A 20,135-nucleotide genomic window follows, 5' to 3' on the forward strand; every position below is an offset into this window, starting at 1 on the left:
AGTTCCTCTATCGGGACAGCACCGTGCAGGCGCTCACGCCCGGGGCGCCGTACACGTGGGTGAATCCGACTCTGGGCCCGCCGGGCACCTGCCGGTCTCCGGCCTGTCCGCGCAGTTGCCGCACCACTTCGCAGACCTGGCGCAGACCCGACGCCCCGATGGGCTCACCGTTGGCGATGCAACCGCCGTCGGTGTTGACCGGCAACGAGCCGCCGATCTCGGTGGCGCGCGCCGCGATCAGCTTCTCCTGCTCACCGTCCTCGCAGAACCCGCACTCGGCCATGTGCATCACCTCCGCACCGCTCTCGGTGTCCTGCAGTTGGCACACATCGACATCGCCGGGGGCGACACCGGCCGCCTCGAACGCCGCCGCCGCGGCGTCCCGGGTCACGCTGTTCAGCTCTCCGCCGGCGATCCACGGGCTGAAGACCTCGAACGAGCCGAAGCGGCGCGACCGCACGACCGCCGATCGCAGGGTCACCGGGACGCTCGTCGGATTCCTGACCGCCGAGGCGGCGCACAGCACCAGCGCGGCCGCTCCTTCTCCCGGGGAGCAGAACATGTAGCGGGTCAGCGGGTCGCTGACCATGCCCGACGCGAGGATCTCGTCGGCATCCATCGGGGTACGCCGCCACGCGTTCGGATTGAGGGCACCGTTGCGGTAGGCCTTCTCCGCCACCAGTCCGAGCGTCCGGGAGCTGATCCCGTGGTCGTGCATGTAACGCCGGATCTTCATGCCGAAGAACTGGGTGGTGACCATCAGCCCGTCACGCCCGTAGGCCTCGTCGAGCCCCCAGTCCGCGGGCAACGGGTCGAAGGCGCCCCGCGGATGCTTGTCGAACCCGACGGCCACCACCACTTCGGCCATGCCACCGCGAATGGCGTTCACCGCCGACACCAGAGCGCTGCCACCCGTTGCGCAACCGTTCTTGACGTTGACGAACGGCAGGCCGGTGAGGCCGAGCTGAGCCACCAAGGTGTCGGCCAGCCCCGCGGCATCGCTGCCACCGAACGCCGCGTCCACCCGTGGCCACGCGATCCCGGCGTCGGCCAGCGCGGCCCGCACCGCGTACACGGCGTGCTGGCGTCCGGTCGTGTGCTCGGTGCGGCCGAACGGCGACATGCCGGCGCCGGCGATCAGTACGTCGGTCATGAGGCCCCTTCGATCGCCATCGCGCGTGGTACTCCGGTGGTCGGCTCTATCCGCAGCGGCATGCCGATCCGGATCGAGCCGAGGTCGTCGATGTCGAGCACCGCCGCGACGCGGACGCCCTCCGGCAGCTCCACGTAACCCATTGCGAACGGCCGGAAGCCGTCCTTCGGCGGCACGAACGGGGGTGATTTCGGAGCGAACCGCTGGACCGTCCAGGTCCACAGCTCCCCGGCCGAGGACAGCGTCACCGGAGAGGCCGCCCGCCCGCAGCGCGGACAGGCGTCGTCAGCCGGGTAGACCGTCACCGCGCACGCCTCGCACCGGGAACCTCGCAGACCGGCGGCCTGATGCGCCGACACCGGTCAGCGACCCTTCCACTTCGGCTCGCGCTTCTCCAGGAACGCGGCCACGCCCTCGGCGGCGTCCTGGGAGTTGAGCGTCACCCCGACGGCCAGGTGCTCCATCACCATCAGCGACTGGATGTCGGCCTCCAGGCTGCGGTCGATGGTCATCTTCGTGATCCGCATCTGGAAGGGGCTCTTGTCGGTCAGGTGGCTGATGAACTCCTCGACCGTGGCATCGAGCTCCTCCGCGGGCGCCGACTTGTTGATCAGATCGAAGTCGACCGCCTCGACACCGGACAGCAGCTTGCCGGTGAGCATCAGCTCCTTGGTCTTGCGGATGCCGATCATGCGAGGCACCCGGTAGATCGGCCCCGCCCCGCCGAACAGAGCCCGCCGGATGTGAAAGTCACCGATCTTGGCGTCGTCCGCGGCGATCGCGAAGTCACAGGAGATCATCAGCTCGAAGCCGCCGGCCGTGACATGACCCTCCAGCACCGCCACGGAGGGGGTGCTCATCGAGTACAGCCGGTCGCAGACCTTCGCCGAGATGACCGCCACGTCCATGGCCGTGCTGCTGCCGATGTAGTCGGCTTGCAGCTCATCGAGATCGAAGCCCGAGCAGAACGTGCCACCCCGGCCGCGCAGCACCAGGACGCGCAGTTCGGGGTCGGCGTCGACCTCGGTGATGATCTCGTCGAGCCGCTTGAGAATCGGCAGGGTTACACAGTTCTTCTTCCACGGGCGGTTGAGCCACACTCGCGCGACGTTGCCATCGCGCTCGAACTGGATCTCGTCCTCTACCGTCACTGTTCCTCCTAAACTAAACTGAATTCAGTACAGTTTCCGGGGCCGGTGCGGCCCTGTCAAGGGTTGGTATCGGGCATGTCAGGCCACGTTGAAACTGAGCAGGCCGCCCAGGCGTGCCCGGTGGTCGTCGGCCGTGCCGAACAGAACCTCCGCCGCACGGGCGCGGCGCAGATAGAGGTGGGCGGGGTGCTCCCAGGTGAAGCCGATGCCTCCGTGCAGCTGCACGTATTCGGCGGTCGCCTGGCGGTACGCGCCGGAACAGACCACCTTCGCGGTACTTGCCGCCACCGGCAGGTGCTCGGCCGAGGCTGTGACACATGCCACCGCGTAGACGGCGGCCGAACGCGCCGCCTCGATCTCGACCAGCAGGTCGGCCAGCCGATGCTTGATCGCCTGGAACGAACCGATCTGCCGGTCGAACTGACGGCGTTGCAGCACGTACGACATGGTCGCGTCGAGCGCGTGCGCGCTCCCGCCGACCTGCTCGGCGGCCAGCGCGGCCCGCCCGATGTCGAGCACCCGCCCGGTGATCGCGGCGGCGTTCCCCGGCTGCCCGATCTGTACGAACGGGGTGTCCGCGAAGGTGACCAGGGCCTGGGGACGGGTACCGTCCAGAACGGTCCGGGCCGTCCGGGTGAGGCCTTCCGCGTCACGCTCGCACGCGAAGAGACCGGCTCCGTCGGCGGTCCGCGCCGCGACGAGGATCAGGTCGGCTCCACACCCGTCGAGCACGAAGTCGGCCGCCCCGCTGCCGACCCACCCGCCCTTCCCCGGCGTGGCTCGTAGCCCGCCGCCGCCGTCGTCGAAGCCCGCGACCGTCGCGGTGAGGGTGCCCTCGGCGATGCCGGGAAGGTAACGGGCGCAGGCTTCGCGATCTCCGCTGAGCAACAGGGTGTAGGTCGCGAGCACGGTGGTGGAGAGCAGGGGGGCGCACAGAAGCGCCCGCCCGGCCTCCTCGAAGACCACCGCGAGCTCCGCGAACGAGAAGCCCGACCCGCCGTACTCCTCCGGTATCACCAGCCCCTGGACGCCTAGTTCCGTGGCCATCCGCGCCCACAGCGCCGGGTCGTGTCCGCGGCCGGTCGTCAGGTGTTCGCTTACGTCCCGCGACGCGGCGGCCTCGGTGAAGAAGTCGCGCAGGACCTCCCGTAGCTGCTTGCGTTCATCGGTGTCGCCGAGCAGCGCCGGATCGACGTCGAGCATCAGGCCTCCAGTTCGTTCACGTCGCGTAGTTTGAGCATGGTCGCGGCCTCCCCACCGAAGTAGGCCAGCTCCGCGGTCTCGGCGAGCAAGGGGTCCGACGTGTCCCCGCGGGCGGCCACCCGGCCCTCGTGCAGCACCACCACCTCATGGCAGGAGGTGAGCGCCCGGCTGAGCAACTGCTCCAGGAGCACGATCGTCATCCCGTCGCGGGCGAGCTGGTTGATCCGGGCGTAGACCTCGTCGACCAAGGCCGGCGCCAGCCCCAGCGCGGGTTCGTCGAGGATCAGCACATCCGGCCGGGCCATCAGGGCTCGTGCGACGGCCAGGATCTGCTGCTCGCCTCCGCTCAGCCCGGCCGCGGCCACCGAGAGGCGGGCGCGCAACCGCTCCGGCAGCCATTCGGCGGTCTCGTCGAGGCGGGTGCGCAGGGCCGATCCCTGGACGCCTACGGCGTAACCGGCCACTTCGAGGTTCTCCCGCAACGACAGGGTCTTGAAGAGGGCACGACCTTCGGGGACCAGGCTGCTGCGGATCGGGCGCGCACCGGGCTCGCCGATCCGCACCTGTCCCGACGACGGGCGCAGCGAGCCGTGAATGATCTTGCCGAGTGTGCTCTTGCCCGCGCCGTTCGCTCCGACGACACCGATGACCGCGCCCTTGCCGATGTCCAGGTGGACGTCGTGCAGGGCGGCGACACCACCGTAGTGGTGGCTGACGTCGCGCAGGGCGATGACGGCGGTCTCGTCCGCGCGAGCCGGCAACTCGGCGCGCGTGGCGATCAGGCCGAGGTATGACGACCGCACGTGCGGGTCCTTCAGAATGGTGCCCGGCTCGCCGGAACCGATCGGCTTGCCGAAGTCGAAGGCGACCACCCGGTCGGCGACGGCGAAGAGGTCGTCCAGAACGTGATCGATGATCACGACGGCGGCGCCCTGCGCACGCAGGCGGACGATCTGCTGGGCGGCCAGTTGACGCTCTGTGGCGTCCAGGCCGCCGAACGGTTCGTCCAGGATCAGCAGCTTCGGCTCCTCGGCGATCGCCCGAGCGAGGTCCAGGCGCTTCTGCAGCCCGAACGGCAGTTCGGCCGGGTAGCGGTCGGCCACGTCGGCCAGTCCGGTGAGAGCGAGCAGCTCATCGGCCCGGGTGCGGTCCGCCGTGCCGACCCAGCGCTTCGTGCACAGCACGTTCTCCGCGACCGTGAGCTCCGAGAAGGTCTCCGCGTGCTGGAAGGTGCGGGCGATTCCCAGCCTGCGCCGTGCGGTGGCCCTCGTCCTCATCAGCTTCACACCCGCGTAGTCGACCGCGCCGCTGATCCGCGCGCCGCCGATGAGCCCGGAGACGGCGTTGAGCAGTGTGGTCTTGCCGGCGCCGTTCGGGCCGATGATGGCGAGCACTTCGCCGGGCCGTACGTCGAGCGATGCGCTCTCAAGGGCGTTCAGACCGCCGAACCGCACGGACAGGCCATCGACGACCAGCAACGGTGCCGCGTCATCCGCGACCGGCCGGCCCCTCGCCGGGGTGGCGGGAGCGCCGTCCCCGCTGTCGGCGGCCGCCGCGCTGACGTGATGCTCGCCGTCGAGCAGGCCGGGACCTCGCCTGCCCAGCGCCCTGCGTACCAGCGAGCCCAGGAACGGGACCACTCCACCGGGGAGGAAGATCAGCGCGGCGATCAGCAGGACGCCCTGTACCACCGGCTGCGGCACCGACACGGCGTCGGCCACCGTCGGAGCCCACGCCAGGTAGACGCCGCCCACCACGGCGCCGAACACCGAGCCGACGCCACCGAGCACGCAGGCCGCGATGATGGTGACACCGAAGTTCAGCGAGAACGTATCGGGGCTGACGAAGCCGGTGATCAGGCCAAGCAGCGCGCCGGCCAGGCCGGTGAACGCCGCGCTGACCGCGAACGACAAAGCGGTCTGCGCCTCGGGCACGATGCCCACGGAACGGGCGACCAGCGGGTGTGCCTTCGCGGCGACCAGCCGCATGCGCAGCGCGGTCGACTTGGCGAAGACCGCGATCGCGAACACCACGCCCGCCACGAGGACCGCGAGATACTGGGCCTCGCTACCGCCGCTCGGGACCGCGCCCAAGCCGAGCGCACTGTCCAAGGGGGACACCGCCACGCCCTGGTCGCCGCCGGTCACACCGGTCCACCGGTTGATCACCTCAAGGGACACCAGGCTGAACGCCAACGTCAGCAGGGCGATGTAGAGCACCGAGAACCTGGCGCCGGCGTATCCGAGGAACGCGCCCATCAGCGCGCACGACGTGATCGCCCCCACGATCACCCACTCCAGCGGCCACTGATGCGCACCGCCGTACGCCGCGAAGTAGGCACCCACGGCGACGAACGCGGGGTGGCCCACGGACCAGACCCCCGACCAGCCGGCCAGGAGGCCGACCGCGAGGACCACGATCGCGTAGACCGCGGCGAGCGCGACCGAATAGGCCTGGTAGGCCGGGATGGCCCCGGAATGCATCAGCGCGATGAGCGCCAGCCCGACGACCGGGCCGAGCGCGGCCCACGCGAGATTCGAGCGGGTGAATACCATGTGCTGCTCCTCAGACCCGCTGGAAGGTGCGTGTGCCGAACAGGCCCTGCGGGCGGATCAACAACACGAGGATGGTGAAAGAGAACACGAAGGTGTCGCGGAAGCTGGCCGAGACGTAGCTGGCCGCGATGTTCTCCAGCACCCCGACGGTCAGCCCGCCGATGACGGCTCCGTACATGCTCGTGAGACCACCGAGGAAGATCCCGGCGAACGCCCGGAAGAGTGGCGCGGCCAGCACGGTGGGCACCAGCCCCGATCTGGGCGCGTAGAGGCAGGCGGCCAAAGCGGCCAGAGCGAGGCCGAGTGCCCACGCGATTCGTGCCACGCGTTGCGCGCTGATGCCGATGAGCTGTGCGGTGTCCGCGGACTCGGCGACGGCCCGCATCGCCGACCCCAGTGTGGTGCGCCCGAACAGGAAGGCGACGGCGGCCATCGCCGCCGCCGCGATGCCGATGGTCACCAGGCTCTGCGTCGGCAGCGCCGCGTCACCCCATCGGACGGTGCCGTCCACCAGGCTGGGAAAGGTCTTCGGCTGGGTGCCCCAGATCGAGTCCACCACGCTCTCGACGATGAGCGAGACACCCATCGTCACCACGAGCGCGGAGAACAACTGCCCCTGACCGAGCGGCCGGATCACCACCTCCCGCACGATCACCCCGACCACCGCGGTCACCGCTATCGCGGCGAACACCCCCAGCAGCATCGCCACACCGCCGTCACGGAACGTGATCGCCACATACAGTCCCAGGGTGGCCAGGCTGGCGAGGGCGAAATTCACCACGTCCGTCGCGCGGTAAATGATCACTAGGCCCAGGCCCATCAAGCCGTAGATCGCGCCACTGGCGATACCGCTCACCAGGACAAGCAGGAACTGATCCACTCCGACCGCCACCTTCTCGGCGGGGTGGCTCACTCGGCAGACGTCCCCCCGCACCAAAATTGAACTCAGTTCGAGAACTGTAGATGAGGAATGGTCGCCCAGCAATAGGTGACCGGTCGGGCTCCTGCCGACGGCGGCATGCTGTTCCCGGTCTATTGGATGATCGCTTCGGCAGCGACGACGGCGCCGTGTACGCCTTGGACGCCTCCTCGGGCGAACAGCGCTGGCGTTTCCCGGCCGGCGGCTGGCGTCCGCGGGCCACTGAAGACCCTGTGGCCAGCGAGCGGCCGTCGATCAAGGCAGAATGCTACGCATGACCAAGACAGTGGACTTGCCTGGTGGTACTGCGTTGCCGTTGATCGGTTTTGGGACCTGGCAGCTCTCGCCCAAGACCGCGTACGAGTCGGTGCGTGCGGCGCTTGAGATCGGTTATCGACATGTCGACACCGCGACCTTGTACCAGAACGAGTCGGACGTCGGCAGAGCCGTGAAAGACAGTGGCCTGGACCGGGAGCAGGTCTTCGTCACCACCAAGCTCCGCCCGCAGGACGCGCGGCATGCCCGTCGTACTCTGGAGTCGAGTCTTCGGCTGCTCGACACCGGCTACGTGGATCTCTGGCTGATCCACTGGCCGACGAGCCAGGGCGAGCTCGTCTCGACGTGGCAGGAACTATTGTCCGCCAAGGACGCCGGATTGGTCCGTAACGTCGGGGTCAGCAACTACAGCCCGGCACAGATCGACCTGCTGACCAAGGCGACCGGACAGCAGCCGGCGGTCAACCAGATTCCGTGGAGCCCGGCGCAGCACGACCCGGCCCTGCTGGAGGAGCACCGCCGGCGAGGTGTGGTCGTCGAGGGCTACAGCGGTCTTAAGAACACCGATCTGCACAACCCAGTTCTCACCGAGATCGCCCGAAGGCACGAAGTCACTCCCGCCCAGGTCGTCCTCCGCTGGCATCTGGAACACGACATCGTGATCCTGCCCAGGTCCTCCCGCCGGGAACGCATCGCCACCAACTTCGACCTGCAAGGCTTCGGTCTCACAGCCGAGGACGTCACCGCGATCGACACTCTCACTCGATAGCTGACCGAAGACGGCGGGTTAATGATCGTCGTCTCCCAGTGGGCCGAAGCGCCATTCGCCTTCGCCGAGCAGTTCGAGTTCGTGGGTGTGGTGCTGTTCGACCGTCGAGCGGTGGCTGACGCTGACGACGATGGTGTCGGGCAGCTCTGACCGCACCAGTTGGTAGAGAAGGAATTCCAGGTTCTCGTCCAACGCCGAGGTCGACTCGTCCATGAACACCACCTTCGGCTTCGTCAGCAGAATCCGCGCGAACGCGATCCGCTGCTGTTCCCCGGGGGAAAGCACCTTGGCCCAGTCCTGCACCTCGTCGAGCCGGTCCACGAGGTGCGACAGCGCGACCTTTCGCAGTGTGCCGCGCAGGGTCTCGTCATCGACGGTGCCTTCTCTGCCGGGATAGGTCACGACAGCGCGCAGGTCGCCCAGCGGTACGTAGGGCAGCTGCGACAGGAACATCGTCTCGTTGGGTCCGCACGGCCGGGTCAGCGTGCCGGTGGTGAACGGCCACAGCTCGGCGAGGCTGCGCAACAGCGTGGTCTTGCCGCTGCCGGATGGCCCGGTGACGACCAATGTGTCACCCACTTCGAGCCGCATGTCGAGCGGATTGATCAACTGCCGTCCATCGGGGGTGCGGACCTCGACGGCCTCGAGCTGGACCATCCCGTCGTCACTGGGCAGCGTCGTCACCTCCGGCAGCGCCCTGGCCTCTTCGTTGGCGACGACCAGACCGTGAAGCCGGATGATCGCCGCACGGTATCCGGCGAAGGCGTCGTAGGCGTTCCGGAAGAACGACAGGCCGTTCTGGATCTCGTTGAAGGCCGATGCCGACTGGGTGAGATCGCCGAGGCGGAGCTCGGCGGCGAACAGGCGCGGCGCCTGCAGGACATAGGGGAGGGGCACGATGCTCTGGCTGATCGAGTAGTTCCAGGCGTTGAAGCCGATGGTCCTGTTCAGATACCGCTTGTAGTTGGCGACAACGGGGACGAACAGGCGCCGCAGCCCTGAGCGTTCCGCGAGCTCGCCGCGGTAGAACGCGACCGCCTCCGACGCATCGCGCAGGCGCACCAGGGCGTAGCGGAACGCCGCGTTGAACTTCTCGTTTCGGAAGGCCAGCCAGATGATCGGCTTGCCGATCCAGAAGGCGATCACGGAGGCGATGAGAACGTAGACCAGCCCGATCCAGAACATCGCCCTGGGAATCTCGGTCTTGAAGAGGGAAAGCGTGCCCGAGAGACTCCACAGGATCGCCGTGAACGACACGATCGAGGTGACCGCGGAGATCGCGCCGAACAACAGCGTGCTCGCCGTCCCCCCGTTGCTCGGAAGGTTCGGCAGAGGTCCGAATCCGGCGGTGACCAGGTCGATGTCCGACTGAATACGCTGATCCGGGTTGTCGATGGTGTCGTCGATGAATCGCGACCGGTAGTAGGCCCTGCCGTCGAGCCAGTCTCCGATCAGCCTGTCGGTGAGCCAGGCGCGCCAGGCCAGCACGAACCGCTGGAGCAGGAACAGATCCAGCAGCAACCGGGCGATGTGTACCGCCGCCAGGACGCAGAAGACCCACAGGGACAGCCAGAAGCCGTGTTCGCCGGATTCTTTCACCGGAGTCTTGTTGACGGCGATGCCCTGAACCGCGACTTGGAGGCTGGACAGCATGTCGTTGCCCTGGTAGCTGAACAGCACGTTCAACCGGACGCCGGCCACCACCGACACCAGTATGGCGCTGAGCCAGAGCCAGACCTTGACGCTCCCTCGTCCGGTGAAGTACGCGCCGGTGATGCGCCAGAACTGCCTGCCCCACGTCGTGACGAGGCCGATCAGCACGAGGACCGCCAACGTGCAGACCGCGGCGATCGCCCAGGCTTCGGCGATCCACACCAGCGATGCCCAGACCTCAGAGCTCCAGTCGAGCGTCGGGGTGAACAACTCCATTCCGGCAACGTATAGGCACAGAGCGTGACCAGCGCTCTGGAGAACTCGACTCGCGGGAGTGAGTCGTTCGAGTCGCCACTCTTCGACGGAGACCACGCACCTGAGCGCGGAACCGGTTGGAACGCCTATCGCGGCCGGCTCGCAGGCTTGGGGTGCGGAGGTCGTAGCGTTCTGCTCGGCCTGAACGCGCGCCGCGGCTGGTGGCGGTCGCCGGAAAATCAGTCGCTTCCGGGTACGCCCTGCGGCACCATGGTCACCGTCGGTTGCCGGGGTTCGGGAGGGGCGGGATGGCTGTGCTCGGATCACCTGCGGACACCGGAGGCGCTCCATCCGTACGAAAGTCCGCGGTCCTGCTCGCGCTGCGGCACTACTCCGGTGAGCTGGTGCGCCAGTGGCGTGTCGCGGCGCTCGCGCTGACGATGCCCGCGTTCGGGAACATCTGCCTGTTCTACCTGGCGCCACTGGCGGTGGCCGGCATTGTGGGGCAGCTGTCCGCCGGCGGTGACGGCTCTGTCGGCGCGCTCCTGCCGTACGTGCTCGGCTTCGCCGGGTTGCTGCTGGCCGGTGAGGCGCTGTGGCGCGTCGGGCTGCATTTCCTGAACCGTACGGACGCCCGCGGCATCGAGCACCTCGGCGTGGTGGGCATGGACGAGTTGCTGACCAAGGACACCGCGTTCTTCCACAACAACTTCGCCGGGTCGCTGACCAAACGGGTGCTGGGGTTCTCCTCGCGATTCGAGGACTTCGTCGACACGCTGACCTTCTCCATCATGGCCAAGGTGGTGCCGATCGTCTTCGCCTCGGTGGTGCTGTGGACTTATCACCCGCTGCTGGTCTTCGTTCTGGTGGGCCTCATCATCGTCACGGGCTGCGTGGTCGCGCCGCTCATCCGCCGCCGCCAGGCGCTGGTCGACCAGCGCGAGGCCGCCAAGGTGCGGGTCTCCGGCCACGTCGCCGACGTCCTGGCGAACATGGACACCGTACGCGCGTTCGCCGCCGAGGACCGCGAGGCCGCAGAGCATCGCGTCAGGGTCGCCGAGCAGCGGAAACTGTCGCTGCGCTCCTGGGACTACGGCAACCTGCGCGTGGACACCGTGGTCGCCCCCATATCGATCCTCACCAGCGCCCTCGGCCTGCTGCTCGCCGTCGCGCTCCGGGGCGGTCTGGGTGTGGAGGCCATCGTGGTGACGTTCACCTATTACTCCAACACGATCAACGTCATGTTCGAGTTCAACCAGATATACCGGCGCATCGAGAGCGTGCTCACCGAAGCCGCCCAGTTCACCGAGCTGCTGCTCGTACCGCCGAGTGTGGTCGATCCGGCCGACCCGCAGCCGCTGCGCCCGGCGGACGCGAGCATCCGTTTCGACCGGGTGAAGTTCGCGCACGCCGGCGGTCCGCCCCTGTTCGAGCGCCTGGACCTGGACGTCCCCAGCGGTACCAAGATCGGACTGGTCGGCCAGTCCGGCGGCGGCAAGACCACGCTCACCCGGCTGTTGCTGCGCCTCATGGACGTCGACGATGGCCGGATCCTGATCGGCGGCCAGGACATCGCCCGCCTGCGGCAGGCCGAGCTGCGCGGCCTCATCGCGTACGTGCCCCAGGAGCCGGCCATGTTCCACCGGTCGGTGCGGGACAACATCGCCTTCGCCCGGCCGAGCGCCACCGATGCGGAGATCATGCGGGCCGCGCGGGCGGCGCACGTCACGGAGTTCGTCGAGTCGCTGCCGAAGGGATTCGACACCCTGGTCGGTGAGCGTGGTGTCAAGCTGTCCGGCGGCCAGCGGCAACGGGTCGCACTCGCCCGCGCCATCCTGCGCGACGCCCCGATCCTGCTGCTGGACGAGGCGACCAGCGCCCTGGACTCGGAGAGCGAGATCCTCGTCCAGGAAGCGTTGTGGGAGCTGATGCAGGACCGCACCGCGCTCGTGGTCGCGCACCGGCTGAGCACCGTCGTCCGGATGGACCGGCTTGTCGTGCTGAACCGGGGCGAGATCGTGGAGCAGGGCACCCACGGTGAGCTGCTTGAGTCCGAGGGCTCCTATGCCCGGCTCTGGCGTCACCAGTCCGGCGGCTTCCTGGTGGCGGACGACACTCCGGACGCGCTCCACCGATGAAAGGACCTCCAGCGGTTGGCGCCGCTCTTCTCGCGTGGACCGGAAGACGCTAGGCTGATCATGATGAATACCTCCTGCATCAGATTGGGGGACCCGTTCGCGCAAGGTGAGTGCTGATGCCGCACTCGACCTCGAACGAGGATTCCCGCCTGACCCTCTGGCTGCGCGTGCGTGAGTTCGCCGTGCCGCCCTCCATGATCGAGTCAGCGACCGCCCGCCGTACCACCGGAGACTGGGCAGCAGCGTGCGCGGCAGCACACGTGGACGTCGATCTCAATCTGCGCCACATAGCGCGCGTCCACGGCCAGGAACTGGCCACCCACCTCCGAACCGACCTTCGCCACCTGGCGCCTGATCTGCTGCGCTGGCACATGCCAAGGATCGCCCCCAACGGCCTGATACGTCCGGGCCTGACCCTCTCGCTGGCCCGGTACCACGAGGTTCACCTTGTGGCGAGGACCCCGCCGGCCTGGGCGGATGCCGGTCAGCGGATCAGTCTGGCGCTCTGGGACGGCTCCCGGTCGGGACCGCATCCGCACCCCCATCCGCATCGACGCTTCCGGCTCGACCTGCATCGCCACTTGTGGGATGTGCGCAGGGTCGGTGAGTTGCGTGCGCGTTCCGAAACGGCGCCGCACGCATGGGGCTGGGCCGTCGATCGGTGGCCGGCCGAGGCCCGGTTGCTGCTCTGCGCCGAGGGGCAGGACGGGGGTACGGTCGCCGTCCGGGTCGGCGGGCGGCGTCAGGTGTTCCTCGATGTGGACGCCTCCCAGGTCAGCGACGAAGGACCTGCATCGGCGCCGATCTTGCCTGATGCGGCGACCTGGGTGCTGCCCGACCTGGCGTTGCTGCGTGCCGGGCTGATCGCGGCCGACAGGCTGCACCCGCTCGTCGCGGCGGCGCTCGTACCCGGTCATTCGCCGGACGCCAAGCCACCCGGCCACCAGAGCGAGAACGGGCCGCGCATGGTCGAGTGCCGCGGCGCCCAGCACAGGATCGCGCTCGTGAACGGCGTGCTGGTCGCCCTGGATCACGACGCGACCGAGATCCGGCGCGAGAAACTGCTGGCCGGGTTGACCGGCACCCCGTTGCCCTGTTTGCGGCTGATCGAGCAGGCCCACCGCTCCCCGGAGTGCCTCCTCGACGTTCGCGCGCGGCTGGAGCACGGCGACGCCGCCGGTGCTCAGGCCACTGTCGACGGTCTCCTCGGACCTGGTGCGCGGCTGCCCGAGGGCGCGCTGTGCGACGTGCTGGAGGAGGCGGCGCGGCGGCGGATCGACCACGGGCTGTTCCGTGCCGGGCTCGGGTCGAGGCCGGGACCGGTCGAGCGACCGGACCGCCGCTCCCGTAAGGGCCGGGCACGCCCGCGCCACGCCACATTCCTCTGACGCTTTCCGAGCCATCAAAGGTGATTAATCATGCTTTCGTCTGTTCATGCCTCGCGCCTTGAAGTCGCCGGCGATCTACTGTCCCTGCTCCGCGACACCACCACGGAGCCACGTACCGACACGCAACTGGAGGCCCTGACCCTGGCCGTGGCGGCCGACCTGCCCGTCCTGCTGTGGGGGGAGCCGGGGATCGGCAAGACCGCGGCGCTGCGGCAACTCGCCGAGGCGCTCGACCTGCCGCTCACGACGGTGATCGCCAGTGTGCACGAGCCGTCCGACTTCTCCGGCCTGCCGGTGGTCGGTGACGACCCCGCCGTGCAGGGCGTTCCGATGGCGCCGCCGGATTGGGCCGTACATGTGGCTCGCGCGGGCCGGGGGCTGCTCTTCCTGGACGAGCTGTCCACGGCACCGCCCGCCGTACAGGCAGCTCTGCTCCGCCTGGTTCTGGAACGGCGGGTCGGAGCTCTGCGGCTCCCGGCAGGTGTCCGGATCGTGGCGGCCGCCAACCCGCGTTCCTCCGCCGCTGACGGCTGGGAGCTGACCCCGCCGCTCGCGAACCGGTTCGTCCATCTGCAATGGCGTCACGATCACGATGTCGTCGTACGCGGCCTCGGCGGGACCTGGCCGCGCGCGAGCCTGCCGTGGCTCCACCCAGAGCGGCTGACCGAGGCGGTGACGTTCGCCCGGCGTGCGGTGTGCGGGCTCCTCACCGCCCGGCCCGATCTCGTGCACCGGCTGCCGAACAACGAGGCGCACCGGGGTGGCCCGTGGCCCTCACCTCGTAGCTGGGAGATGGCGTTGTGCCTGACCGCCTTCGCCACCGCGGCCGACGCGTCCAAGGACGCGCTGTCCATGCTGGTCAGGGGCGCGGTGGGAGACGGGCCCGGGCTGGAGCTGCTTGCCGCCTTGGATCGGATGGACCTCCCCGACCCCGAGGCGCTGCTGGCCGACCCGGCGACGGCCGAGCTGCCCCAGCGGGGTGACCTGCGCCAGGCCGTACTTGACGGTGTGGTCGCGGCCGTGCGGAGGCGGCCGGAGAAGGACCGGTGGGAAGCGGCGTGGGCGCTGCTGGTACGAGCCCTGGAGACCGGCGCCCCGGACCTGGTGGTCGTGCCCGCCTCCACGCTCGCCGCGCTGCGCCGCGCGGACTGGCAGGTCCCGGCCTCGATAGACAGGCTCGCCGGGGTGGTCTCCTTGAGCAGGAAGGCGGATGAGGTCGCGGCGCGGGTGACGGGCTGATGGACCTGGAGAAGCTCTTCACCGCCCGGTTGTACGCCGCGCGGGCCCGGCCCTATCTGGCGACGGCGCTGTTCGCGCTGCATCCGGTGGAGTCGCGGTTCGTGCCCACGATGGCCGTGGATCGGCACTGGCGGTGTTACGTCTCACCGGCGTTCGTCGCGCGGACACCCGTCGAGGAGCTGGCGAGCGTGTGGGTGCACGAGGTCTCCCACCTGCTGCGCGACCATCACGGCCGCAGCGACCGGGTGGCCCGGCAGCGGGAGCTGACGGGACGGGGAGAGCGGCTGCGGATGAACATCGCCGCCGACTTCGAGATCAACGACGACGTGTACGGTGACGGGCTGGCCCGGCCTGAGGGCGCCGTCCAGCCGAAGATGCTGGGGCTGGACGAAGGCGAGCTCATGGAGGACTATCTGCGCCAGTTCCGGCTCGGGCCGTACACGCAGGGTCTGGTCTGGCTGGACTGCGGCAGCGGCGCCGACGGACTCGAGCGGGAGTGGGATCTCGGGCCCGAGGGCGCGAACGGGCTCAGCGACCACGAGCGGGAGGCGGTCCGGTTCCGGGTGGCGCAGGGCATCAACGCCCATCCGGGGAACGTGCCGAAGGGGTGGCGGCGGTGGGCGGAGGAGGCGTTCCACCCGCCGCAGCCATGGCGGGAACTGCTCGGCACGGCCATCCGCTCGGCCGTGTCAGGACCCGGCGTGGGCGAGGACTACACCTACGGCAGGCCGCCGCGGCGCTCGGCCGGCCTGCCCGGCGTCATCCTGCCGAGCCTGCGGCGCAGGCCGCCGCGGATCAGCGTGGTCATCGACACCTCCGCGTCGGTCAGCGACGCCGAACTGGGGAGCGCGTTGCTGGAGGTCGCCGCGATCGTCCGCGCCGTGGGCGGCCGGCGCGACCTGGTCAGCGTCCTGTCCTGCGACGCGGCGGCCCGGGTCGCGCAACCGCTGTGCCGGGCCGAGGGGATGACGCTGGTGGGTGGCGGCGGTACGGACCTGCGTGCGGGCATCGCCAAGGCGCTGCGGGCGAGTTCGCTGCCGGATGTCATCGTGGTCCTGACCGACGGGCAGACTCCGTGGCCGCGGGAACGGCCGGCGTCCCGGATGGTGGTGGGGCTGTTCTCCCGGAACAAGCGGTCGTACGAGAGCGATCCCGACTATGTGCCGGACACGCCGCCCTCATGGGCACGGGTGGTGGACATCGGCTAGGGCCGCCGGAAAACCGTTTGAGCCTTCCTTCCGCGTTCCGGTACCTTGCCTGCGGCCCGTCGTAGTGAGGACAGAGGACAAAACCGCGTGACCCCGCCTGCTCTTTAGACCTGACACCTTCCGCTCACTTTCAAGCCGACGCTGACGTCGGTTCTGCCGGGCTGCCCGTGTGCGCCTGGTCATTCAGCGTTTGAGGCCGCGCGTAATCGGCCTCGTGTCAGGTCTAGAGAGATCATGTCTTCACAACCTCATACTGTGCTGCCCTGGGTCGTCCGTCGGACCAGGCTGCCTCTGCTGTCGTTGCGGTGCGTGGACTGCCGGTCGGAGTCGGCCACCACCGGCGAGGGCAGGTTCCGCGTCAACGCCAACGGCAAGCTGCTGGACGTGTGGCTGCTGGTCCGCTGCGTGTCCTGCGATCGGACCAGCAAGCTCACCGTGCACGAGCGAGCGCCGGTCAGGCGCATCGATCCGGCCGAGCTCGACGGCTACTACGCCAACGATCCGGAGCTGGTGGCGTCCAGGCTGTTGGATCCGCTGCTCGCCCGGCGCAACCGCTTCACCCTGGACTGGAAGGGGGCCTGGCGGCTGGACACCCCGTCGGTATGTCTCGACGAGGCATGGCCGGTCCAGGTGGAGGTCGTCTTCGAGGATCCGGTGCCGGTGCGCGCGGAATGGCTCATCGCGCAGGGACTCGGCCTCAGCAGGAACGAGGTGCTGCGCCGGATCAAGTGCGACATTCCGCTGCGCCGTACGACGAGCGCCGGGTTCACCTTTACCGTGATGGCCGGCGAAGGCAGATAGCGGGCTCGGGAAAGATCATGTAGGCAAGGGTGGGGCACGTTCAGGGATCTTCCAGGAACGTCCCCGCCCACGTGATCACCGACCCCAGAGTTCCGTCACAGGAGCACCATGCAGACGTACCCGCACGAGATGGCGCTCGCCCCGCAGTGCGCCTCAGCGGGGATGTCGAGTTGCTTGTAGAAGTTGTACGCCCACGTGACGATCTTTCCGTCGGCGGTCAGCGCCATGCTGGCCAAGTTTCCAGCGGAGATAGCGACAACATCGGTCTGTGCCTCGTACGGGACTTCCAGTTGTCCGTACTCGTTGTTGCCCCATGCGAGCACGGCACCATTTTTGAGGGCGAGGCTGAAACCGTTGCCCGCGGAGATGGCGGTGACACCGGACTGTGCTTCGGCGGGCACCATCAGGTTCGCGGGAAGGTTGGGCCCCCACGTGATGACGCGGCCGTCCTCCCGCAGCGCGAGAGCATGTTGCCTGGCGGAAATCGCGACGATGCCTTCCTTCGCTTCATCAGGAACGGCGACATATCCATTCCATTGGATGACGCCGCCGTCCTTGAGAAAGAGGCCGTACGAGCTTCCACCATTCGCGCCGGCGATCGCGGTGACACCGGATTTTGCCGCTTCAGGGAGGGTTAACTGGGTGTCGCGGGTGCCGCCCCAGACGATTACGCCACCGTCTCTGAGCGCGAAGGCATACGCGCCGGCCGTCGCGATCGCCGTGACGTCTCTGGTCGCCGCAACAGGTACTCGAGACAGCCTTTGCTGGTTGGGGTCATTGAGGTTGAAGTTTCCCCAGGTGGCCACCTGCCCGTTCTTGAGCATCAGGTTGTACAGGTTCGCGCAGGCCCCGGTAGAGATGGCGGTCACTCCCGACAACCCGGCCGCCGGCACTGCCGGGGCGCTCGCCGGACCCCATTGGAGGATCTTGCCACTGCCCGGAGCGCACGCCTGCTGCTCGTAGCCTTCGGCTGTGATCGATCTCGTCCTTGAGCGCGCTTGCGCGGCGGGCACCTGCGAAAGCGTCCCGCCCAGCACGGCGGCCGGCAGGCCGACCGCAACCGTGCGCATGAGCTGACGTCTGCTGATCACAAAGCCTCCATGAGGTGGTCTGACCCTTACCGGGTTGCTTGATCCGCACGGCCTGTTCAGGCATGAACCCGGTGGACAGGCGGCGTGAACTGGTGCCGTCACCAGGCACCAGCGCTTGGGCAACGCCTGTGGATGCTATGAGATCGATCTTCCGTTCTTCTTCCGTTCCAGTTCCGTCTACTGAGTCGGCTGCCCGCCGCCGAACACTTCCTTGACGAGCTTCTGTGTCGCCTTCTGGAATGCCTCTGCCAGGGACAATGCGGCGTCGTCCACATAGTTGAGCGCGGCGGTGAGGGTTTTGCCGCCGTCGGGAGTGCTGTACATCAGTGCGCCGTGGCCCGCGATGCCGCCGTTGTGGGTGATGAGGGTGCCGCCGTCGTCTGTGGTCAGGACGAACACTCCCAGGCCGTAGTCCATGTTCGGGATGCCCGTGGGGTGCGGGGTGCACATCTCGGCCAGGAGCGGGGCGGGCAGGAGCTTGCCGCTCAGCAGGGCGGAGATGAAGGTGTGGAGGTCCTGGGTGGTGGAGATCATGTCGCCGCCGGTGGAGATCCAGGACGGGTTCTGGCGGGTGACGTCGACCGTCTTGTCCTGGTAGCGGTAGTAGGCGTGGGCGTACGGCTCGGGGATCTCCGGTGAGGTGTCGGGCACCACGGTGTCCGACAGGCCGAGCGGCCCCAGGATCAGTCGTTGCATCTCCTCGGCGAGCGGGCGGCCGGTGACCTTCTCGATCAGCAGTCTGGCCAGCACGTAGTTGGTGTTGGAGTAGCTCCAGCCCGTCCCCGGCTCGAACCGCGCAGGCTTGGACAACGCCAGCTCCACCAGTTCCTGCGGCCGGTAGGTCGTGAACCGGTTGTCCACCCACTCCTGGCCGGACCAGACGATCCCCGGTACGTACTCGGGGTAGTAGTCGCCGGTGAAGTTGAACACCCCGCTGGTGTGCTGCAACAGCATCCGCACGGTGATCCGCTCGTCCAGTCCGAACTCGGGCAGGTAACCGGCCGCCGGGGTGTCCAGCCCGATCTTGCCCTCGGCCACCAGCTGCAGCACCAGGGTCGCGGTGAAGGTCTTGGTGTTGCTGCCGATCCGGACGTGCCCGTTCGTCGGGGGCTTGGCGGTCTGGCCCAGCTCGGCTACTCCGGTGCTGCCGGCCCACTGGCCCCGCTCGTCGTGCACACGCAGCGACACGCCGGTGAAACCGGAGTCGACGATCTCCTGGATGGCCTTCTGCAGCTCCGGGGTGAGCTCGTCCTGGTCGGTAAGGGCGGACATAATGGTGTGCTCCTTTGAGTCTGTTATGAGATCGCCTGGCCTGGCGTGCCGTCAGGCGGCGTCGAGGGCTTCGGTGATCTTGCGGGCCATCTCGGCCATGGTGGGGCTGGGCTCGCCCTGGTGGGTGCGGGCTGCTTCGATGGCGACGGTGACGGTGCCGCGGAAGTTGTCGGCTTCCGCCGGATCCTGCTGGTTCAGCAGGCGCATGGCGGCGGTCAGGGCCGGGAGCACCTGGTCGGCGAGTTCGGCCACGGACTTGCCGTACTTGACGCCCTTGGGCGCTTTGGCGAGCACGTGCCCGACCAGGCCGGTCGCGGAGGTCAGGGCGATGGAGGCGTGGGTGGCGACCTTGTGGGCCGAGCCGGCGGCACCGGCGGCCGACATCAGCGAGACGGCGCCCCACGCGGCGACTCGCAGGGTGAGCTTGTCCTGGTCGGAAAGGGTGACGGACATGATGGTGTGCTCCTTCAGATTGGATGGACGGCTGGTGGACCGCGTCCTGTTGGCCGCGATCGCTGAACCGTTCATGGGTCAACCATCGCCGACCGCTCTGATACTGGACCGTTGCCGCCCTGACGCGGCCGCTGACACCACACCGCATGGTCAGCTGGGTCGATCACCAGCACTGTCGTGCGCAGGCACGCTGATGGGCGGCAAGCAGTAAGACCCTGTTCTCGGAAGTCCTCGCGTGGAGGGCTTCCGAGAACAGGGTGGTCAGGCTCGTCCAGCGTGGCGGCGAAGCCTCGATCAGGAAGCGAATCCGAAGGCCGCAGGAGCGTCAGGCAGACCCCATTGCTGGTCGGCGTGGAGGTGGCAGCCCCAGATCACGAGCGGGGTGCCGTTGGCGGTGCTGCCGTTGTTGGCCAGACCGATGCACTTGGAGATGCCGGCGTTGCTGCGCAGAGCGGTCGAGGAAAGAGATTTCGCCTGGGCGGCGGCCGGGAAACCGAGGGCCATGGCGAACATGACCAGGACCGTTAACACGCGGCGCTGGAAGCCGATCTGGTGGCGCATGCGTTCCCCTTTTCGAACGGTGACGGTTCTCTTCTAAAGGAGTTCCATCG

General features: G+C 68.4%; 18 protein-coding genes. 7 read left to right on the forward strand and 11 right to left on the reverse strand.

Annotated elements, in window-relative coordinates; all coding sequences use genetic code 11:
- Positions 1–7: 7 nt before the first annotated feature.
- The 6 genes from AB0B91_RS05105 to AB0B91_RS05130 all read right to left on the reverse strand — a co-directional run bounded on the left by AB0B91_RS05105 (position 8) and on the right by AB0B91_RS05130 (position 6,942).
- Positions 8–1,153, reverse strand: a complete 1,146-nt coding sequence (locus AB0B91_RS05105; RefSeq protein WP_358315854.1) for a thiolase family protein — start codon at positions 1,151–1,153, stop codon at positions 8–10.
- Positions 1,150–1,512, reverse strand: coding sequence for an OB-fold domain-containing protein (locus AB0B91_RS05110; RefSeq protein ID WP_358315857.1), 363 nt, complete (start codon positions 1,510–1,512; stop codon positions 1,150–1,152). The genes AB0B91_RS05105 and AB0B91_RS05110 overlap by 4 nt, the downstream gene beginning before the upstream one ends.
- 3 nt (positions 1,513–1,515) lie before the next feature.
- Complete coding sequence (locus tag AB0B91_RS05115; RefSeq protein WP_358039992.1) at positions 1,516–2,304, reverse strand: enoyl-CoA hydratase/isomerase family protein; 789 nt, start codon at positions 2,302–2,304, stop codon at positions 1,516–1,518.
- A 78-nt stretch (positions 2,305–2,382) separates the two neighbouring features.
- Entirely contained in the window at positions 2,383–3,507 is a 1,125-nt protein-coding gene (locus tag AB0B91_RS05120; RefSeq protein WP_358315860.1) for an acyl-CoA dehydrogenase family protein, read from the reverse strand.
- Positions 3,507–6,062 carry an ATP-binding cassette domain-containing protein gene (locus AB0B91_RS05125; RefSeq protein WP_358315863.1) on the reverse strand — a complete coding sequence of 852 codons (2,556 nt, stop codon included), beginning with the start codon at positions 6,060–6,062 and terminating at the stop codon, positions 3,507–3,509. Before AB0B91_RS05125 ends, AB0B91_RS05120 begins: the two co-directional genes overlap by 1 nt.
- Positions 6,063–6,072: 10 nt before the next feature.
- The gene (locus tag AB0B91_RS05130) at positions 6,073–6,942 is read right to left on the reverse strand and encodes a branched-chain amino acid ABC transporter permease (RefSeq protein WP_358315866.1); all 870 of its coding nucleotides are present in this window, start codon (positions 6,940–6,942) and stop codon (positions 6,073–6,075) included.
- A gap of 83 nt (positions 6,943–7,025) precedes the next feature.
- Here AB0B91_RS05130 and AB0B91_RS05135 point away from each other — a divergent pair, with 83 nt between their 5' ends.
- Complete coding sequence (locus AB0B91_RS05135; protein WP_358315869.1) at positions 7,026–7,259, forward strand: hypothetical protein; 234 nt, start codon at positions 7,026–7,028, stop codon at positions 7,257–7,259.
- Positions 7,256–8,026 carry an aldo/keto reductase gene (locus AB0B91_RS05140; RefSeq protein ID WP_358315873.1) on the forward strand — a complete coding sequence of 257 codons (771 nt, stop codon included), beginning with the start codon at positions 7,256–7,258 and terminating at the stop codon, positions 8,024–8,026. The genes AB0B91_RS05135 and AB0B91_RS05140 overlap by 4 nt, the downstream gene beginning before the upstream one ends.
- 18 nt (positions 8,027–8,044) lie before the next feature.
- Here AB0B91_RS05140 and AB0B91_RS05145 read toward each other — a convergent pair whose 3' ends face one another.
- Complete coding sequence (locus AB0B91_RS05145; RefSeq protein WP_358315876.1) at positions 8,045–9,955, reverse strand: ABC transporter ATP-binding protein/permease; 1,911 nt, start codon at positions 9,953–9,955, stop codon at positions 8,045–8,047.
- 287 nt (positions 9,956–10,242) lie between these two features.
- Here AB0B91_RS05145 and AB0B91_RS05150 point away from each other — a divergent pair, with 287 nt between their 5' ends.
- From AB0B91_RS05150 to AB0B91_RS05170, 5 genes are all read left to right on the forward strand, one after another.
- Complete coding sequence (locus AB0B91_RS05150) at positions 10,243–12,072, forward strand: ABC transporter ATP-binding protein (protein WP_358315878.1); 1,830 nt, start codon at positions 10,243–10,245, stop codon at positions 12,070–12,072.
- Between the two features lie 116 nt (positions 12,073–12,188).
- Positions 12,189–13,460, forward strand: coding sequence for a hypothetical protein (locus AB0B91_RS05155; protein ID WP_358315881.1), 1,272 nt, complete (start codon positions 12,189–12,191; stop codon positions 13,458–13,460).
- Positions 13,461–13,490: 30 nt separating this feature from the next.
- A complete protein-coding gene (locus AB0B91_RS05160) occupies positions 13,491–14,699 on the forward strand; it encodes an AAA family ATPase (RefSeq protein ID WP_358315884.1) in 1,209 nt (402 codons plus the stop codon).
- Positions 14,699–15,907 carry a VWA-like domain-containing protein gene (locus tag AB0B91_RS05165; RefSeq protein WP_358315887.1) on the forward strand — a complete coding sequence of 403 codons (1,209 nt, stop codon included), beginning with the start codon at positions 14,699–14,701 and terminating at the stop codon, positions 15,905–15,907. The genes AB0B91_RS05160 and AB0B91_RS05165 overlap by 1 nt, the downstream gene beginning before the upstream one ends.
- 255 nt (positions 15,908–16,162) lie before the next feature.
- Positions 16,163–16,708, forward strand: coding sequence for a DUF1062 domain-containing protein (locus AB0B91_RS05170; RefSeq protein WP_358315890.1), 546 nt, complete (start codon positions 16,163–16,165; stop codon positions 16,706–16,708).
- A gap of 95 nt (positions 16,709–16,803) precedes the next feature.
- On the opposite strand, the gene AB0B91_RS05175 is transcribed toward AB0B91_RS05170, so the two are convergent.
- The 4 genes from AB0B91_RS05175 to AB0B91_RS05190 form a co-directional block, all read right to left on the reverse strand.
- Complete coding sequence (locus AB0B91_RS05175; RefSeq protein ID WP_358315892.1) at positions 16,804–17,799, reverse strand: hypothetical protein; 996 nt, start codon at positions 17,797–17,799, stop codon at positions 16,804–16,806.
- 177 nt (positions 17,800–17,976) lie between these two features.
- Positions 17,977–19,071, reverse strand: a complete 1,095-nt coding sequence (locus AB0B91_RS05180; RefSeq protein ID WP_358315894.1) for a serine hydrolase domain-containing protein — start codon at positions 19,069–19,071, stop codon at positions 17,977–17,979.
- Positions 19,072–19,122: 51 nt separating this feature from the next.
- Entirely contained in the window at positions 19,123–19,524 is a 402-nt protein-coding gene (locus AB0B91_RS05185; RefSeq protein ID WP_358315896.1) for a hypothetical protein, read from the reverse strand.
- 294 nt (positions 19,525–19,818) lie between these two features.
- Entirely contained in the window at positions 19,819–20,085 is a 267-nt protein-coding gene (locus AB0B91_RS05190; RefSeq protein WP_358315899.1) for a hypothetical protein, read from the reverse strand.
- Positions 20,086–20,135: the final 50 nt, after the last annotated feature.

The sequence above is a fragment of the Nonomuraea sp. NPDC049141 genome (assembly GCF_040648415.1).
Taxonomy (GTDB): Bacteria; Actinomycetota; Actinomycetes; order Streptosporangiales; family Streptosporangiaceae; genus Nonomuraea.